Source organism: Dactylosporangium darangshiense (assembly GCF_039537565.1).
In the GTDB taxonomy this organism is placed as follows: domain Bacteria; phylum Actinomycetota; class Actinomycetes; order Mycobacteriales; family Micromonosporaceae; genus Dactylosporangium; species Dactylosporangium darangshiense.
Map to the genome: position 1 here is coordinate 1 of NZ_BAABAT010000035.1, position 14,161 is coordinate 14,161.

At 71.7% G+C, this 14,161-nt stretch carries 17 protein-coding genes and 1 pseudogene; 10 read left to right on the forward strand and 8 right to left on the reverse strand.

The window, feature by feature from the left end; all coding sequences use genetic code 11:
• Positions 1 to 301 (forward strand): annotated as a pseudogene (locus ABD901_RS41525) (discoidin domain-containing protein); the annotation flags it as partial.
• Positions 302 to 350: 49 nt separating this feature from the next.
• Here the strand turns inward: ABD901_RS41525 and ABD901_RS41530 are convergent.
• The 5 genes from ABD901_RS41530 to ABD901_RS41550 are packed head-to-tail and all read right to left on the reverse strand — an operon-like array spanning position 351 to position 5,047.
• Entirely contained in the window at positions 351 to 1,373 is a 1,023-nt protein-coding gene (locus ABD901_RS41530; protein WP_345136177.1) for a M36 family metallopeptidase, read from the reverse strand.
• A gap of 38 nt (positions 1,374 to 1,411) precedes the next feature.
• Entirely contained in the window at positions 1,412 to 2,005 is a 594-nt protein-coding gene (locus tag ABD901_RS41535; RefSeq protein ID WP_345136179.1) for a hypothetical protein, read from the reverse strand.
• On the reverse strand, positions 1,995 to 2,591 hold the full coding sequence (locus ABD901_RS41540) for an RNA polymerase sigma factor (RefSeq protein ID WP_345136181.1): 597 nt from the start codon (positions 2,589 to 2,591) through the stop codon (positions 1,995 to 1,997). Before ABD901_RS41540 ends, ABD901_RS41535 begins: the two co-directional genes overlap by 11 nt.
• 8 nt (positions 2,592 to 2,599) lie before the next feature.
• Positions 2,600 to 4,705 (reverse strand): bifunctional polysaccharide deacetylase/glycosyltransferase family 2 protein, encoded by a 2,106-nt coding sequence (locus ABD901_RS41545; RefSeq protein ID WP_345136183.1) that lies wholly within the window; start codon positions 4,703 to 4,705, stop codon positions 2,600 to 2,602.
• A 3-nt stretch (positions 4,706 to 4,708) separates the two neighbouring features.
• Positions 4,709 to 5,047: a hypothetical protein gene (locus ABD901_RS41550; RefSeq protein WP_345136185.1), complete on the reverse strand. Its 339-nt coding sequence runs from the start codon at positions 5,045 to 5,047 to the stop codon at positions 4,709 to 4,711.
• A 132-nt stretch (positions 5,048 to 5,179) separates the two neighbouring features.
• Here ABD901_RS41550 and ABD901_RS41555 point away from each other — a divergent pair, with 132 nt between their 5' ends.
• Together ABD901_RS41555 and ABD901_RS41560 are read left to right on the forward strand one after the other, a co-directional pair.
• A complete protein-coding gene (locus ABD901_RS41555; protein WP_345136187.1) occupies positions 5,180 to 5,608 on the forward strand; it encodes a cupin domain-containing protein in 429 nt (142 codons plus the stop codon).
• A 17-nt stretch (positions 5,609 to 5,625) separates the two neighbouring features.
• Positions 5,626 to 6,363, forward strand: a complete 738-nt coding sequence (locus tag ABD901_RS41560) for an SDR family oxidoreductase (protein WP_345136189.1) — start codon at positions 5,626 to 5,628, stop codon at positions 6,361 to 6,363.
• A 44-nt stretch (positions 6,364 to 6,407) separates the two neighbouring features.
• Here the strand turns inward: ABD901_RS41560 and ABD901_RS41565 are convergent, their stop codons facing one another.
• Positions 6,408 to 7,277 (reverse strand): RNA polymerase sigma-70 factor, encoded by an 870-nt coding sequence (locus tag ABD901_RS41565; RefSeq protein WP_345136191.1) that lies wholly within the window; start codon positions 7,275 to 7,277, stop codon positions 6,408 to 6,410.
• 78 nt (positions 7,278 to 7,355) lie between these two features.
• Between ABD901_RS41565 and ABD901_RS41570 the strand changes: the two genes are divergently transcribed.
• Complete coding sequence (locus ABD901_RS41570) at positions 7,356 to 7,808, forward strand: hypothetical protein (protein WP_345136193.1); 453 nt, start codon at positions 7,356 to 7,358, stop codon at positions 7,806 to 7,808.
• Positions 7,809 to 7,856: 48 nt separating this feature from the next.
• The gene (locus ABD901_RS41575) at positions 7,857 to 8,924 is read left to right on the forward strand and encodes a DUF2855 family protein (RefSeq protein WP_345136195.1); all 1,068 of its coding nucleotides are present in this window, start codon (positions 7,857 to 7,859) and stop codon (positions 8,922 to 8,924) included.
• Here the strand turns inward: ABD901_RS41575 and ABD901_RS41580 are convergent.
• Together ABD901_RS41580 and ABD901_RS41585 are read right to left on the reverse strand one after the other, a co-directional pair.
• Positions 8,921 to 9,940, reverse strand: coding sequence for a zinc ribbon domain-containing protein (locus ABD901_RS41580; protein ID WP_345136197.1), 1,020 nt, complete (start codon positions 9,938 to 9,940; stop codon positions 8,921 to 8,923). The two genes, ABD901_RS41575 and ABD901_RS41580, sit on opposite strands and share 4 nt — an antisense overlap.
• A 574-nt stretch (positions 9,941 to 10,514) precedes the next feature.
• Positions 10,515 to 11,141, reverse strand: a complete 627-nt coding sequence (locus ABD901_RS41585; RefSeq protein ID WP_345136199.1) for a hypothetical protein — start codon at positions 11,139 to 11,141, stop codon at positions 10,515 to 10,517.
• Between the two features lie 202 nt (positions 11,142 to 11,343).
• Here ABD901_RS41585 and ABD901_RS41590 point away from each other — a divergent pair, with 202 nt between their 5' ends.
• The 5 genes from ABD901_RS41590 (at position 11,344) to ABD901_RS41610 (ending at position 14,160) form a co-directional block, all read left to right on the forward strand.
• Positions 11,344 to 11,985: a helix-turn-helix domain-containing protein gene (locus ABD901_RS41590; RefSeq protein ID WP_345136201.1), complete on the forward strand. Its 642-nt coding sequence runs from the start codon at positions 11,344 to 11,346 to the stop codon at positions 11,983 to 11,985.
• Complete coding sequence (locus tag ABD901_RS41595; RefSeq protein ID WP_345136203.1) at positions 11,982 to 12,191, forward strand: transposase; 210 nt, start codon at positions 11,982 to 11,984, stop codon at positions 12,189 to 12,191. Before ABD901_RS41590 ends, ABD901_RS41595 begins: the two co-directional genes overlap by 4 nt.
• Positions 12,192 to 12,439: 248 nt before the next feature.
• Positions 12,440 to 12,805, forward strand: coding sequence for a hypothetical protein (locus tag ABD901_RS41600; protein ID WP_345136205.1), 366 nt, complete (start codon positions 12,440 to 12,442; stop codon positions 12,803 to 12,805).
• 57 nt (positions 12,806 to 12,862) lie between these two features.
• The gene (locus tag ABD901_RS41605) at positions 12,863 to 13,396 is read left to right on the forward strand and encodes a PadR family transcriptional regulator (protein ID WP_345136207.1); all 534 of its coding nucleotides are present in this window, start codon (positions 12,863 to 12,865) and stop codon (positions 13,394 to 13,396) included.
• A complete protein-coding gene (locus ABD901_RS41610; RefSeq protein ID WP_345136209.1) occupies positions 13,393 to 14,160 on the forward strand; it encodes an ABC transporter ATP-binding protein in 768 nt (255 codons plus the stop codon). Before ABD901_RS41605 ends, ABD901_RS41610 begins: the two co-directional genes overlap by 4 nt.
• The last annotated feature ends 1 nt before the right edge of the window (position 14,161 follow it).

Here is a 14,161-nt window from a genome sequence, read left to right on the forward strand (position 1 = left end):
CGACCCGCCGTCCGCCGCCGCCTGGTCCCACGACGGGATCACCGGCTACGCCGCCTACAAGGTGTCCAACAACGTCACCTCCCACGAAGCGTGGGGCATGGGCAGCTACTGCGTCTTCACCACCGACCCGTCGATCGCGGCGTACCACAGCTACGAGGCGCCGGTGAACAGCAACGTGAAGTTCCACGACATCCTCACCGTGTCGCTCGGCAAGGGCTCGATCACCCACGTCATCAACGACACCGGGGACGCCGCCCTGCCCAGCAAGGTCACCCCGCACAACGTGGTCAGCTACCCGTAGCCGGCAGGTGCCCGGCGGCGGTCCGCCGCCGGGCACCGTCCCGAAGGAACTACAGGATGCCCCGGGCCGCGAAGGCGGCCCGGGCGGTGTTGGCGGCGGCGGTGCCGTAGAGCCGCTGCGCGGTGTCGACCGTGGCCTGCGCCGCGGCCGCGAACGTGATGTCGGGCGTGAACGAGAACTGCGCCTCGACGATGAGCGTGGTGGCGCGGGTGTCGCCCAGGCCGGTGCGGATGTCCCACAGCGCCCGCGACCAGATCTCGCCGTCGGCGTGGACCTCGCCGATGACGTCGGCCGGGTAGTGCTTGTTGCCGTCGAGGCGGCGCAGGCAGTGCGGGGCCGTGCTGGTGTACGAGGTCGAGTCCCAGTCGGCGACGCACGCCTCCGGGGTCAGCGTCGGTGTGCCCGTCGCCCAGCTGGTGACGGCGACGGCGAGGTAGTCGCCGAACGCCTCGCCGATGGAGCCGGACTCCAGCGTGGTGCCGAAGCCGGGCACCTGGCCGTCCTGCACCGAGTGGCCGTACTCGTGCACGATGACCTCGGCATCCTCGGCGTCGTCGACGCCGCCCTTGCCGAGGCTGATGTTCGCCTTGTCGTCGCGGAAGAACGAGTTGTCGCCGCCGTACTGGTCGATGCGCAGCTCGATCTGGCGCTGGTTGACCGGGCGCAGCGCGGAGCCGAACCCGAGATGCTGCAGGTACAGCTGGGCGGTGGTGACCCAGTAGTACCCCATGACCTGCTCGAACTGGTCGGCGTCGCGGTGCCAGGCGGGGAAGGCGCCGTCGACGGTCGTGGCGGCCTTGCCGGTGGAGCTCTTCACGATCACGTACCGCCCGGCCAGCCGGCCGGTGCCGTCGAGGTCGGTGAGGGTCACGCGGCGATACGCGCCCGCGAAGACCGGCAGGTCGGCGTCTTTGGCGTCGGTGAGGTCCTGCCGGCCGAGCGTCTGCACGGGGTTGGGGGCGAAGACGGTGGCGGCGGCGGTCCCGGCCGTGGTGCCGGCGGAGGCCGCTGGGGTCGTCGAGATCAGGGCGGCGGTGACCGCCACCCCGATCAGCGTAAGGCTTCGTCGCATGTCGAAGCAGCGGCGCAGGGTCCCGCCGGGTTACGCCCTTACTTGCGCGACGGATGTGCGGGATGGCTGGGTTTGGGCTTGTCGGGCTCCTTCGTCGCCGTGACGGTCACGCCGAGCAACCGTTGGCAGTAGGCCTCTATCACCGGCTCGCCCGAGCCCCCGGCCAGGCGGGCGAGCTCCTTACGCTCGTCGGCGGTGACCTTCCGGGCGTGCGGGTCCGCCTGGGAGGCCAGGAACGCCCGGCAGGCCGCGGCCGGTGAGATCGCCGCAGGTGAGCCGGTCGCCGTCGTGGCGGTGGCCTGCCCCGGCGGCTGCACGCTGCGCGGCCCGGACGGTAGGCTCGGCGCGGCCGCCGCCGTGGTCGGGTCGGGCGCGCTGTCGAACCAGGACCTGATCGGGGCGGGCAGGTGGCCGGTCTCGGCCGCGAAGGCGGTCCCGCCGATCGACGCCGCGGTGAACACGGCGACGGCGGTGGCGACGATGCGGCGGCGCAGCCGTTTCGCCGGCCGGTACGCCCGGGTGAAGGCGGCGACGGCGGCCACCTCGCCGGCCAGCTCGTGCGGCCGGCCCGGCGCGGCGGCCGCGCGCAGCAGCTCGCCCAGCCGGCCGTGCGGGAGTTCGTCAGGATTCATCTCGACCGTCCTCGGCGGCGGCGTTGCGGTAGTCACGAATCTGGGGGTGCTCGGCCAGCCTCCGCAGCCCGCGCATGGTGGCGATGCGGATCGCGCCCGAGCGCTTGCCGAGCACCCGGGCCGTGCCGGCCACGTCGAGGCCGGCCACGACGCGCAGCATGACGGCCTCCGCCTGCTCGCGCGGCAGGCTGGCGATCAGCCCGACGGCTCGGTCGGTGTCGGCGATCTCCAGCACCTCGGCCGCCACGTCCGGCACGACGGCGGAGGCCTGTAACCGGTCGACGGCGTCGTGCGGCTCCTCGTGGCGGCGCCAGGCGCGCCGGTTCTCGTCGATGCCGCGATGCCGGGCGACGCGAAACAGCCAGACCCGGAACGCCGTCGAGGTGCCGCGGAACCGCGACAGGTCGCGCGAGACCTGCAGCCACGTCTCCGAGGCGACGTCCTCGGCGGCGTCGCCGCACACCACCCGCAGGTACCGCAGCACGAGCGGGTGCAGCGCTCGCCACAGCACGGCGAACGATGCCGGATCGCCCTCGATGGCGGCGGCGAGCGCCGGAGCGAGGTCCTCGTCGAGTGCGCGCTGCATCGACACCGTCATCGGCGCGCCGCGGCCAGGCCGGCGCGCGCTATGGGCCGCCATCGCTGCCGACCGCCGAGCAACGCCGCTACCGTTCCCTGCACCACCACAAGGTAGAGCAGCTGCCGGTACACGATCTGCTGCAGGGGCACGCTCCACACGGACGAGACCGGCTCGCCGTCCAGGTGCAGCGCGTATGCGGTCGTGGCCATCTGCAGCGCGGTGAACCCGAACCACACGGCGGCGACCTGGGTCCAGGGCAGGAACAGCGCGCCGTAGAGCGCGTAGACGTCGACGAGCGGCGCGAACAGCGGCAGCAGCATCTGGAAGAGCACCAGGTACAGCAGGCCCCGCCGGCCGAAACGCCCTGCGGCGCCGCGCTCGAACACGGCGGCCCGGTGCTTCCAGGCGGCCTGCATGGTGCCGAAGCACCAGCGGTACCGCTGCCGCCACCACTGCCGCACGGTGCCCGGCGCCTCCGTCCAGGCCACCGCACCATCGGCGTAGACCGCGCGCCACCCGCAGCGCAGCACGGCCATGGTCAGGTCGGTGTCCTCGGCGAGGGTGTCGGCCGGCACGCCGCCGGCGTCGCGCAGCGCCGAGCGCCGGAAGGCGCCGATGGCACCGGGGATGGTCGGCATGCACTCGCCGAGGTCGAACATGCGCCGGTCGAGGTTGAAGCCGACGACGTACTCCAGGTGCTGCCACCGCCCGAGCAGCCCGTCGCGGTTGGCCACCTTGGTGTTGCCGCTGACCGCTCCGACCTCCGGGTCGGCGAAGGGCTGCACGAGCCGGCCGAGCGCGTCGGGCTCGAAGACCGTGTCGCCGTCGACCAGCACCAGCAGCTCGCCGTGCGAGGCGGCGATGCCGGCGTTGAGCGCGGCCGGCTTGCCGGCGTTGGCCTGGCGCACCAGCAGCAGCGCGGGCATGTGCAGGCGCAGCCGCTGGACGATGTCGGCGGTCGTGTCCGTCGAGCCGTCGTCGACGACGACGATCTCGACGTGCGGATAGTCGGAGGCGGCCAGCGAGCGGATCGTCTGCGCGATGTTGGCCGCCTCGTTGTACGCCGGGACGATGACCGAGACCGAGCCGAGGTAGCGGCGCTGGCCCGCGCGCTGCCGTGAGCGGCGGGCGTGCGTGCGCGCGGCGACGAGCTGCACGGCGAGCCGCACGAGGGCCAGGGCGAGGGCCGCGGCGACGATCCACCGGATCGCGATGGCGAGCACGTGGCCGGCCGACTGGCTCCAGCGCAGCGCGGTGCCGTACACGACCGCGCGGCGCCCGGCCGCCGGCGCCTGCGGCAGGTCCAGCCCCGCCGGCACGGTGATGAAGCGGGTGGCCTGCCCGCCCGCGAGGATCCGGCGGGTGGCCTCCACGGTCTGCGACCGCTCGCCGCCGCCGTCGTGCAGCATGACGACCGATCCGGCGCCGGGCGGACCCGCGAGCGCGGCCCGCACGATCGCGTCCGCGCCCGGGCGCTCCCAGTCGCGGGTGTCGCGGTCGGCCAGGACGGCGAGGTAGCCCTGCCCCGCCGCCGTGCGCAGCACCGCGGTCGAGGCGGTGTCGAGCGCGTCCGGCGTCGAGGAGTACGGCGGGCGCATCAGCCGCGGCGCGCGCCCGGTCGCCGACGCGATCGCGTTTGCGGTCAGGGTCAGCTCGAGGCGCTGCCGCCATTCGGGCTCGGCGGACAGGTCCGGGTGGGTGAACGTGTGCACGCCGACCTCGTGGCCCTCCGCCACCATCCGGCGCACGAGCTCCGGATAGCGGTTGACCTGCGCACCGATGACGAAGAACGTGGCGTGCGCGTGGTACTGGCGCAGCAGGTCGAGCAGCTGCGGCGTCCACCGCGGGTCCGGCCCGTCGTCGAACGTCAGCGCCATGGTGCCGGCCGGCATCCCGGCCGCGCCGACGCCGCCGTCCGGCGCGATGCGCAGGACCGGGGCGTCGGCGCCGACGGGTGCCTGCCCGGACGTCGGCGCCGACGCGTGCGGTGCCTCGCCGCCCGCTCCGGCGGCGTAGCCGTCGAGGCAGAGCTCGCCCAGGAGCACGAGGACGGCGAGGAGCAGCAGTAACCAGTGCGCCCGGGGTTCGCGGCGGGCGCGGCGGGTTCCGTGTGGTGCCATCGGCTACTTCGTCCGGCTCGGCTTGCCGTTGCCGGGGTGCACCGTCGGGCGGTTGCCCGGCTTGTCGGTGGTCGGCGTCGCCGCCGCAGCGGGGGTCGTAGCGCCGGCCCGCGGCCGTGCGGAGGTGGTCCGCGCGGCGGGCACCGGGGCCGTGCCGAGGCCGTCACCGTCGGTGTTGCCGCGCTGCAACACGCCGCGGCCGTTGTTCGGCAGGCCGGGCAGCGGGACGGGTGAGGAACCCAGCAGGCCGGCGATGAGCAGTCCGCCGACGGCGATCAGCAATATGCCGGCCCCCGCGCCGAGAACGGTGAACAGCCGCCGCCGCCGGCCGCTGCGATCCATGAACACAGGTTCCACACAGCAACAAGCGGCGCCGCCGGCCCCGGCGTTACACCCGGGTTTTCGGGAAGAGCTGTCACAACCGGGAGAGCTGCCCGGTCATAGCTTGCGACCGAACAACCAACGGAGGATCTCATGGCAAAGAGCTCTTCGACCCGCGCGGGCCCCACCGCGCTGGCCGACTCGTGGCGCACGGCGCTGACCGTGCTGCAGGAGGCGCAGCCCGCCATCCCCGGCGGAGCCCACGTGATGACGGTAGTCGTCGACTACCCGCCGGGCAGCCCCGGCGCGCCGCCGCACCGCCACACCGGCCCGTGCTTCGGCTATGTGACCGAGGGCGAGATGCGCTTCGAGCTCGAGGGCGAGCCGATGCGGGTCGTACGGGCCGGCGAGGCGTTCTGGGAGCCCGGCGGCGACGTCATCCACTACCAGGACGGAAACAACCGCGACGACGTGCCGCTGCGCTTCGTCGTGACCATGATGTGCGCCCCGGACCAGCCCATGCTCACGGTCGTCGAGGCGGACGAGCTCGAACGGCGCGCTTCCCGGCGCGCGAAGAACTGACGAAAGAGAAGATGGATATGAAGATTGCCGTGATCGGCGGGACCGGCCTCATCGGCTCCCAGGTCGTCAAAATGCTGCAGGCGGAGGGCCACGAGGCCGTCCCGCATTCCCCGTCGACCGGGCTGGACCTGCTCAGCGGCGCCGGCCTCGACGACGCGCTCAAGGGCGCCGACGTCGTGGTCAACCTGTCGAACTCGCCGACCTTCGACGACGCCTCGCCGGCGTTCTTCCAGGCCAGCATGGACAACCTGCTGGCCGCGGCCGGCCGCCACGACGTCGGCCACGCCGTGGTCCTGTCGATCGTCGGCGTGGACGAAGTGCCGGACCTGGTGTACTACCGGGCCAAGGCGCTGCAGGAGCAGCTCCTCGCGGCCGGCCCGGTGCCGTACTCCATCGTGCGCGCCACGCAGTTCTTCGAGTTCGTCGAGGCGGTGCTGTCCTGGACCGCCGACGAGCACACGGTCCGGCTGTCGCCCACGCCGATCCAGCCGATGGCGGCGGCCGACGTCGCCCGCGCGGTGGCCGACGTCAGCGCCGGGCGCCCCCTCGGCGGCATCCGCAACGTCGCCGGACCGGACGTGTTCACGCTCGACGAACTCGGCCGCATCACCCTCGAGGCGAAGGGCGACCCGCGCAAGGTCACCATCGACCCGGCCGCGGGCATGTTCGCGGCGGTGCCCGGCGACGCCATCATCGCGAAGGAGGGGGCGGTCATCGCGCCGACCCACTACCGCGACTGGCTCGCCAAGCACTGATTTCCATCGGTACCCTGAGGGCCCGCACGATGCCGTGCGGGCCCTCAGGCGCGGCCGGCGATCTCGGTGATCTTGTCCGGGTTCATCATCCACAGGATGTGCTCGATGCCCTCGTCGGAGGCGGAGACCGTGACCACGCCGACGAGCTCGTCGCCGCGGCGCAGGATCGCGCTCGTGCGGCCGTTCGTGCTCGTGAACGTCGCCTCCATGCCCTCCCAGAACCAGCTGCCGAACGCCGCGATGTAGCGGGCGACCCGGTCGGCGCCCACGACCGGCTTCCGGGCGATGCGGCGTGCGCCGTTGCCATCGGAGACGCTCGCCACGTCGGCGGCGAAGAGCCGCTCGAGCGCGTGGAGGTCGCCGGAGCGGGCCGCCTCGAGGAAGGTGGCGAGCAGCTCCCGCTGCGCGGACTCCGACGCCGGGGTGCGCCGCTCGCCGGTCACATGTTTGCGGGCGCGGCTCACCAGCTGGCGCACCGCCGCCTCGCTGGCCTGAAGGATCTCGGCGATCCGCGGGTAGGGGTAGTCGAACGCCTCGCGCAGCACGTAGGCGGCGCGCTCGGTCGGCGACAGCCGCTCCATGAGCATGAGCACCGCGAGCTCGAGCGCCTCGCCGCGCTCGGCGCCGAGATAGGGGTCGGCGGAGGTGTCGACCGGCTCGGGCAGCCACGGCCCGATGTAGGTCTCGCGCCGCGCCCGCGCGGACTGCAGCGCGTTGATGGCCAGCCGGGTGGCCGTCGTGGCCAGGAACGCGGGCGGGTTGGCCACGACGGCGCGGTCGGTGGCCTGCCAGCGCAGCCAGACGTCCTGCACAAGGTCCTCGGCCTCGGCGGCGATGCCCAGCATGCGGTAGGCGATGCCGAACAGGCGCGGCCGGATCTGCGTGAAGACCTCGGCCGCCTCGTCCAGGTCCACGGCAGCCCTCCCCAGTTTTCGTGTTTTCTCGGTGCTGACCACGATGCCCGCCAGTTCTCCAGGCTAGATCGTCGGGCTATGCGTACTCCCACTTTGCTCGTGGCCGCCGGCGCGCTGACGCTGACGCTGGGCTGCGGCTCCCTCCGCTCCGGCAACAACGACGCCGGCGGCGCCCCGCCGCCGCCTCCACCCGCGACGGCCAAGCAGACCACGGATGCGGTACCCGTGAAGCCCGCTGCCACCAAAACGGAGCGCACCGGCGTCCCCGCGCAGCCGGCCAAGCTCGGCGGCTGCACCAAGGTCCCCAACGGCAACACCTGCCGCATGCAGGGCAGCGGCTTCGGCTACAACGAGCAGGTCAACGTGGCGGTGGTCGGCGAGGGCCGCCCGAAGTGGACCGTCTACGCCGACAACAACGGCGCCTGGACCTGGGACTACGCGATCCGCAGCGGCCCCGGCACGGTCATCACCGTGCGCGCCGAGGGCGCCACGTCGGGCCGGCACGCCGAGTTCTCCTACACGCTCACGTGAGATAAATCTGCACTGGCGGTGCTTATTGTTACCCGGTACCGTCACGCCATGACGCCGACGTGGACCTTCGCCGTCGATCGCGACGACCTTGCGCACACCTCCATCACGGCCGGCGACCTGCCGGGCCTCGCCGGCGGGGAGGCGCTGCTGCGGGTGGACCGCGTCGGCGTCACCGCCAACAACGTGACCTACGCGGTGCTGGGCACGGCCATGCGGTACTGGGAGTTCTTCCCGCCCGCCGCCTACGGCCTCGGCCCGCAGTGGGGCCTGGTCCCGCTGTGGGGCTTCGCCGAGGTGGTCGCCTCGTGCGTGCCGGGCGTCGAGGCCGGCCAGCGGCTGTACGGATACCTGCCGCCGGCCGGCCACCTCGTCGTGCGCCCCGACCGCGTCGGCGACACGGGCTTCCGCGACGCCAGCGCACACCGCGCCGACCTGCCCTCGCCCTACAACGCGTACCGCCTCACGACCGGCGACGAGGCGTACCGCCCGGAGTGGGAGGACCTGCTGGTCCTGTACCGCCCGCTGTTCTTCACCTCGTTCATGCTCGCCGACCAGGTCCTCGACCACGACGCTTACGGCGCGCGCACGGTCGTGCTGTCCTCGGCGTCGAGCAAGACCGCCTATGCCACCGCCTTCGAGCTGCAGGGCCGCGGCCCGCGCGCGGTGGGCCTGACCTCGCCGGGCAACGTCGAGTTCACGCGGTCGCTGGGCTGCTACGACGACGTGCTGTCCTACGACGAGATCGGCGGGCTCGAGGCAGTACCGACGGTGTATCTGGACCTGTCCGGCTCTCCCGAGACGCGCCGGGCGCTGCGGTCACACCTGGGCGAGCACCTGGTGCGCGACATCGCGGTCGGCCTGACCAACCAGGCCCCGAACATGGACGCCGCGGACGAGTTCTTCTTCGCGCCCAACCAGATGCGCAAGCGCGCCCAGGACTGGGGCCGCGAGGCCCTGGACGCCCGCTTCGCCGAGTCCTGGCAGCGCTTCGCCGCCGCGGCTCCCGCCTGGATCGACGTGCACGTCGGCTCGGGCTCGGAGGCGCTGCGTTCGGCGTGGCTGGAGGTCGCGGCCGGCCGGACGCCACCGCGGACCGGCCACGTCATCCGCCCCTAGTGCTGTGACCGCAAACGTTGACCGGGTTGGGTGGGTGTTTGTGGTTCCTCGCCACGTGGTTGCGGTCGAGCGACTCCCCACCGTGGTGGGGCGGGCCTCAGCCGGCCAACTGACCCTCCTACCGCCGCACCCACCACCGCTGTTGCCAGTGGTGGGTGTGGTCGGCGGGGGTCACGCCGGGACGGTCCGGCACCGGGGAGGTGCCGTCCCGCTCGACGGCGCGTGACCACCTGCGGCAGCACGGCTGCCGTGGTGGTGGTGCCGCCGCCCGGGGTGCGGGTGGCGATGGTGGCCGCCGCGAACAGGTCACGGTGACCGGAGATGCCGCAGGTGGTGCAGGTCATCGTCCGCCCAGCCGGTTTGCGGATGCGCCGGCGGCAGGCGGGGCAGGTGGAGGACGTCCCGCGCTCGCCGACGAGCGTCACAGTGATGCCGGCGAGTTCGGCCTTGTCGCGCAGGATCGCGATGGCCCGGCCGATCTGCCACCGCCGCAGCCGCAAATTGTGCCGACGCCCCGCATCGTGGTCGAGCACGCCCCGCGGGTCGCCGACGGTCAACGTCCCGACCCGCCGCTGCACCGCCCAGCCGATCACGGCCTTGGCCCCCTCATGCTGCGCCTGCCGTACCCGGCGGCGGTGCCGGCCCTCGACGAGCCGAGCGCGGCGGCGCATCTTGCGCCACCGCCGCGACCCACACTGCCCAGGCTTCGGCGCGTGGGCCGCAGTGGCGCGGCGGCGGGCCTTGATGTCGGCCAAATGCATCCGGTGCTCGGCGCGGATCGCCCGCCCGGACACCAGCAGCCCGTGGCCGTCCGGGCCGGCGACCGCGTAGGGGTGGATGATGCCCAGGTCGACGCCGGCGACCCGGGCCGGGTCCGGTCCGGCACCGGCCGGGTAGGCGGCGATCGGGACTTCGGCGGTGACCTCCACCCACAGCCGGCCACCATCTGCCAGCAGGGTTATCGACCGGACCTGCTCGGCCGGGTAGGGCACCACCCGGTCCAGCCACAGCCACACCGGCGGCCGGCCGGCAGCCGAAGCCGTCGGCCGTCGGCCGTCGGCCGTCGACGGTGAAGGTGCTGTGATACCAGCGCACCGGCACCAGACTGCGCCGCCGCCGCCGCGGGAACCGCGCCGTCACGTCGCCGCCGCGGCGGCGTTGCGCCGCGGCGAACCAGGCATCGGCGTAACGGCGCAGCACCGAACGGGCCCCGACACTGTCCAGGTCGCCGAACGTGCCCGGCCCGGCCGCGGCCAACTCCCGGCACAACGCCTGATACGACGCGAGCAGCGCGTCACGGCGCTGCCGCCGCCACGCGTTGACCTCCACCACGCACGCCCACACATCACCAGCCGACCGCAACAGGCCGAAACACCGCTGCCGCTGACCCCGAGTCAGCCGCAACCCGACCCGGGCAGTGCGATACACCCCGCGCGCAGCTTCCGGGTCCCGGCGGCGAGGCATACCCACGGTTTAGCACACAGGTGCCAATTCCTCAGTTCCTTTGGGTGGGTTGGCAGGCTCGCCAGGATGTAGCGGTGGCACGGCTGGAGTAGTTGTGGGGATGAGCGTTGGGTGATTCTTTGGCCCTTATGGGGATGACCAACGGGTCAACCGGGTGGCCGTCTCGTAGCCCGGCCGCACGGGGTCGGCGGACAACCAGGTACTGTCCGCGCCGCTGTAGACCTGCAGGCCGCGGTCGCCGAATTCGATCCACAAGCCGTCGATGTCCCAGCCGGCAACCGCGTGCATCGGTAGGCCGTTGGTGAAGTCGGCGTCCTCGCCTCTGAAGTACGGAGTTTCAATCGTCGCGAACCCAGTCAGGGTGCGTCCGGCAATCGCCGCGACGGGAGCGGGATGCGATGACCGCCACTCGTGCGGCGAGCCGGTGATCTCGGGTGGAGCGGTCAGATCGATGGTGTTCCAGGTGATTGACACGTGGTCGACCGCGTGCGACTCCCAGGCGAGTTCCAGCTGGACACCGTCGTCGAACACGAGCACGAGCGGACTGCCCGGATTCCATTTCTCGCGTTCCAGGTGCCAACCCGTCCAGCCGGCCATCAACCGCCGGCCGATGAGTGCGAGCAGTTCGGCCTGCTGATAGCGGAACTGTACCGCTGGGGGTCTGAAGTTGGGCCGCCAGCCGGATATCGCCTCATGCCAAGGCTTCGACGCCGCTACGCCCTGCGCACCCGGATCCGACGGAGTGCCACTCATGCCGCGAATCATAGGCAGTGAGGTCGCGCCCAGTCGTCCGCGCGGAATCTTGCCTCGACGATGGGCGATCGGAGTGTCCGATGCAACGCATTGACGCGCACGTGCTACCTGGATGGAAGTCGACCAAGATCTTCTACCCGAGGAGACGCACGTGCGCGTCAATGCTGCATTCAACCGCCTGTTGGGCTCTTGCGGAACTGTCGTGGAGAAGGTGGTGTTCAGCGCCACCCAGATCCTGGTGAGCGTGCGGTTGCGGTCCCGGCGGCTGCGTTGTCCGTGCGGACACGTCGGCAGGGCCAGCTATGACCGGTCGCAGCGGTCGTGGCGGCACCTGGACCTGGGCCGGTTCAAGGTTGTCGTGCGGGCGCAGGTACGGCGAGTGGACTGCCGTGGCTGCGGGCGGGTGCGCACCGAGCAGGTGCCGTGGGCTCGGCCCGGAGCCCGGCACACCAGGGACTTCGAAGACACGGCGGCGTGGCTGGTGCGCCGGATGTCCAAGGCCGCCGTGGCCACACTGCTACGTACCTCGTGGAACACGGTCGACGCCTTGGTCCGACGCCTGGTCGCCGCCCACCTCGACCTGCCGGCCACGGCCGACCGACTACGCCAGCTGGCCCGGATCGGGGTGGACGAGATCGCCTACCGCAAAGGCCGCAAGTTCCTGACCATCGTCACCGACCACGACACCGGCCACGTGGTGTGGATACGGGAAGGCCGAACCCAGACCGCGCTGATCGCCTTCCTAGACACCCTCGGCGCGGCCGGGCGGCAGCGGATCCACGCCATCAGCACCTCGACAAGTGGTGCCACGCCGCCACCCTCTCCAACATCAACGCCTTCATGACACTGGCCCGACGCATCCGCCACCACTTCGACGGCATCATCGCCGCCATCACCCACCGGCTATCCAACTCCCGCATCGAAGGCATCAACGCCGGCATCCGGCTCATCCAACGCCGCGCCAACGGCTATGCCAGCCTCGACAACCTCATCGAAATGATCCACCTTTGCCACGGCGGCGTTCCGACCCGACTGCCAATCCACCCATAGAAACCGAGGAATTGGCACACAGGTACGACAGAAGCTGTGCGACACGCCAAACCCGGCCAACGTTTGCGGTTGTGACGACCGAAGTTAGTTGGCCATTACCGGAATTAGTTGGCCACCGCTTGTTTGGGGTGGTGCTCGCCCGTTGAGCCGGGACACGGTGGTTGGAACCTGGCCACGATGGTTGGAACTGAGATCAGTTGAGGCGCTGAAGCGGCTCAGAACAAGCAGTTGCGGGTGTCGCCTCCGTCTTGGCCGCGTGCGCGGGCCTGCTCGCTGACAGTGGGGAACTGACCCGCGCGCCGCTGGTCCTGGGGCATGTCCTGCCCGCGGACGAGACCACCACCCGGACCGGCGCATTCGCCATCCTGCTCGGGGCCGATGTGGTCCGGCCGGTACTGGCCTGGCTGTTCACCGGCGGGACGAAGCGCAAAGTCGCCCGAAACATGATCTGCTCCCGCGCCGTTGTGATCATCGCCGCCACGGGCGGGCCACTGGCCGAGATCACGATCGGCGGCCTTCCGGAGTCCTTGGAAGCCGGGCACGGTCTGCGCGGAGAGTGTCGGCTGGGCTCGGCGGCCCCCTGGCTCATCTCTCCTGGCGGGCAAGGGTGTTGACAGGATCGTTGGATAACCGCTATCTATATAGCTAACCGTTATATTGGTGGAGCCGACATGCAGGAAGTCGTCCTCGCGCTCCTCGCGAAGGAGCCATCGCATGGATACGAGGTGCGGGCACGGCTGCGGGAGGCGCTGGGCCCGCTCGGGGAGGGGCTCAATCCCGGGCAGGTCTACGTGACGCTGACCAGGCTCGAGAAGGCCGGTCTGGTGGGTTGGGAGCACGCGGAAGGCCGACCGGACCGGCCGGATCGCAAGGTGTACGTGCTCACGCCGGCCGGCCAGCAGCGGGTCGCCGACTGGATCACGGATGTGGGCTGGCCGCGGCTGACCCCGACGGAGTTCCACCTCAAGTTGGTTGCGGCCGCAGCCGCCGGGCTTGCGGACCCGATCGCCATCGTGGGCGCGCAGCGCCGTGAGCTGCTGCGCTGCCTGCGGGACGCCCAGTGTGCCGTGCTGGATGAGCCGGACGGCTCCCATGCCGCACTCTTGCTGGAAGGACTCGTGCTGCGGCTCCAGGCGGATCTGCAGTGGCTGGACGCGTGCGATCGCAAGTGGAACAGCGGAAGCAGGGGGAGGTCTGGATCATGACGGCGACACGTTCGCAGGCGCTGGGTTCGGCGACGGACTCGGTGCTGTACACCCGTGGGCTGCGCAAGAGCTTCGGCCGCGCAGAAGGGCTGGTGCGCGCGGTCGACGGCGTCGACCTCGATGTGGCCCAGGGGGAGACGGTGGCCGTGATGGGGCCGAGCGGCTGCGGCAAGTCGACGCTGCTGCATCTGTTCGGCGGGCTGGAACGGCCCGACGGCGGCGAGGTCCGGCTGGCCGGCCGCCGGGTCGACCAGCTCAGCGAGAAAGCGCTGGCCCGGCTCCGGCGCGAGGCCGTCGGCTTCGTCTTCCAGGCGTTCCACCTCGCCGACGAACTCACCGCCGTGGAGAACGTTGAGCTGCCCACGCTGCTGGCGGGGACTTCCCCGCGCAGGGCGCGGGCCCGCGCCACCGAGCTGCTGGAGCGAGTCGGCCTCGCCGACCGAGCCCACTTCCTGCCCTCGGCACTCTCGGGCGGGCAACGTCAGCGGGTCGCCGTCGCCCGCGCACTGAGCAACCAGCCGCAGGTCGTCCTCGCCGACGAGCCGACCGGAAACCTCGACACCGCCGCCACGGCGGAGGTGTTACGGCTCTTCAAGAGCCTGCATCAGGCCGGGCAGACACTGGTCGTCGTCACTCACGACGTTCGGATCGCAGCGACCGCGGACCGGCTGATCACGATGCGCGACGGCATGTTCGTCGACGAGATCAGGATGACCGGCGGAACCAAGGGCGATCTCGGCAGCTTCGTCGGACTGGAGGGCTGAG

Bases quoted from the DNA above. Each gene is read 5' to 3' on its own strand.
- ABD901_RS41575 (WP_345136195.1), top strand. From the start codon at position 7,857: ATGACGCCGACGTGGACCTTCGCCGTCGATCGCGACGACCTTGCGCAC.
- ABD901_RS41535 (WP_345136179.1), bottom strand. From the start codon at position 2,005: ATGAATCCTGACGAACTCCCGCACGGCCGGCTGGGCGAGCTGCTGCGC.
- ABD901_RS41530 (WP_345136177.1), bottom strand. From the start codon at position 1,373: ATGCGACGAAGCCTTACGCTGATCGGGGTGGCGGTCACCGCCGCCCTG.
- ABD901_RS41605 (WP_345136207.1), top strand. From the start codon at position 12,863: ATGCAGGAAGTCGTCCTCGCGCTCCTCGCGAAGGAGCCATCGCATGGA.
- ABD901_RS41555 (WP_345136187.1), top strand. From the start codon at position 5,180: ATGGCAAAGAGCTCTTCGACCCGCGCGGGCCCCACCGCGCTGGCCGAC.
- ABD901_RS41540 (WP_345136181.1), bottom strand. From the start codon at position 2,591: ATGCAGCGCGCACTCGACGAGGACCTCGCTCCGGCGCTCGCCGCCGCC.
- ABD901_RS41610 (WP_345136209.1), top strand. From the start codon at position 13,393: ATGACGGCGACACGTTCGCAGGCGCTGGGTTCGGCGACGGACTCGGTG.
- ABD901_RS41585 (WP_345136199.1), bottom strand. From the start codon at position 11,141: ATGAGTGGCACTCCGTCGGATCCGGGTGCGCAGGGCGTAGCGGCGTCG.
- ABD901_RS41570 (WP_345136193.1), top strand. From the start codon at position 7,356: ATGCGTACTCCCACTTTGCTCGTGGCCGCCGGCGCGCTGACGCTGACG.
- ABD901_RS41550 (WP_345136185.1), bottom strand. From the start codon at position 5,047: ATGGATCGCAGCGGCCGGCGGCGGCGGCTGTTCACCGTTCTCGGCGCG.
- ABD901_RS41560 (WP_345136189.1), top strand. From the start codon at position 5,626: ATGAAGATTGCCGTGATCGGCGGGACCGGCCTCATCGGCTCCCAGGTC.
- ABD901_RS41545 (WP_345136183.1), bottom strand. From the start codon at position 4,705: ATGGCACCACACGGAACCCGCCGCGCCCGCCGCGAACCCCGGGCGCAC.
- ABD901_RS41595 (WP_345136203.1), top strand. From the start codon at position 11,982: ATGACACTGGCCCGACGCATCCGCCACCACTTCGACGGCATCATCGCC.